Genomic DNA, 1719 nt, shown 5'->3' with positions numbered 1-1719 from the left:
CCTTACCACCTCTGTCAAAGCGTTATTTTCCTTTTATTATAACAATATTTTGTAAAAAATTCAAAAAATCAACATTTATCTTTAACAGAGCCTATCATAAAAATCCTTTGTTAAGGATTTATTTTCCAATTACTTCTTCAACTAACCTGCCCCTTTAGTTAAACAAGGAGGGGAACGTTGTTCCTATGCCTAACATTTTATAATTTTTTATAAACCTCTGCGTAAGCCACTTTCAACTGTTCCCGTAGTTGCTTGTTTTCCTCTTCTAACTTCTTGATTCTCCTTTTTAGTGATTCAATAAGAGCGTCTTTGTTGCTCTCATTCATTTCTCGCTTTATTTGTTTCGCAGTAGGAGCTTGTGCTTGTTGTTGACGCAGCGTTTCAATACGCTCACGCAGTTCAGGATGGTTGTACAGAATTGCTTTCGCTACACCTGCTTCGTTTGCTACACTATTGAAATTAATGCTCCCATTGGCTCGTATGAGCCTTTTAATGACTTCATCGACCTTTTGATAGGTGAGAGCCTTCCTTGAGGCGTGGATAGCTTTCAAATGCTCTCTACGGTCATAATTAGCCATTTTAAACACCTTTCTTTCGTTTAATTCGTTCTAATTGCCCAAAGATGATATTGTCTTCTTTAATGGTGTTGAAGATTTTCTCGTAACGCTCTAAATTCTTTTTATTCTTTTCGGCAATGTCATATCTGCCACGTTGTTCCAGAGCTTCTATCGTCTTTGCGGTTGTTTTGATTAATAGTTCATACTTCTGTATATCCAAATCAGAAAAACCGATGGCTAAGTCCTTACATGGGCTACCACCGTTATATGTTAAGCATGGCAGCTCTTCGGCATAAGGACAATTTCCATTGATTCTTGCGTGACAAGTTCCATATGGATTGTCAATCGCATTCAACCTATGGTCACGCCATAACGTTTCCAAAATGTCGGCTGGAATATCTTCATCGGGTTTTACTTCTCGAACCTTCCCATTTAGGTCAAAACTAAATACACCTTGTTTTATCGCTTCTTCAAAGGCTTTACGCTTGGTATCGTCTAACAACTTAGCGTATCGCATGGTCATTTTAGGGGAAGCATGTGCTAATAATTCTTGTATCGTTAAAATATCGACTCCACTATTCAACATTTTTACCGCATAGGTATGACGAAATTGATGTGTTTTAAAATGAAACACATGACCGTTTTCGTCTGTAATATTCTTGGTTCTTGCTAATGTATTAAGTTGTTCTCGTACCCATGCCTGACTAAATGGTTTTCCTTTACGGGAACCATGATAACGAACAAAAATATATTTTTCAGGATTATTGTCATCATTGCTATTTTTTATGGATTTATCAATTAATACCGCAAGAATACTGGCTAATTCATCATCAATCGGAATACGGTGTCCTTTTACATACGTTTTTTCAATATCGGTCTCAAATATAATATCTTCCATTTAGTTTGACTAAGCAATCTTGCTTTAAACCTAATACATCGGAAATCCGTAATCCTGTTTTAAAGGCTATCCATATGACAGGCTGAACATCTTTATGGAGTTCATTGATATGGGTGAATAGTTGCTCTAATACATAATCTGGAATGTAATCAATTTGGTCAATAGATTTCTTTTTCTGTGAAAATCAATTAACCATGGCTGAAGCGGTATACCCCACAATCAAATTGGATACCCTATTAATGACCAAAAAAAGGCAATAGGAAA

At 36.2% G+C, this 1719-nt stretch carries 1 protein-coding gene and 1 pseudogene; both read right to left on the bottom strand.

Translation table 11 applies throughout. The features are described 5' to 3' along the window. Positions 1-197: 197 nt before the first annotated feature. A complete protein-coding gene (locus EDD69_RS15125) occupies positions 198-578 on the bottom strand; it encodes a DUF6262 family protein (protein ID WP_132949720.1) in 381 nt (126 codons plus the stop codon). A gap of 1 nt (position 579) precedes the next feature. Further along, positions 580-1630, bottom strand: a pseudogene (locus EDD69_RS15120) (tyrosine-type recombinase/integrase); the annotation flags it as partial. Positions 1631-1719: the final 89 nt, after the last annotated feature.

Source organism: Thermolongibacillus altinsuensis (assembly GCF_004341205.1).
In the GTDB taxonomy this organism is placed as follows: domain Bacteria; phylum Bacillota; class Bacilli; order Bacillales; family Anoxybacillaceae; genus Thermolongibacillus; species Thermolongibacillus altinsuensis.
The sequence above is the reverse complement of the archived record's forward strand: the minus strand, read 5'-3'. Positions and strand labels throughout refer to the sequence as shown.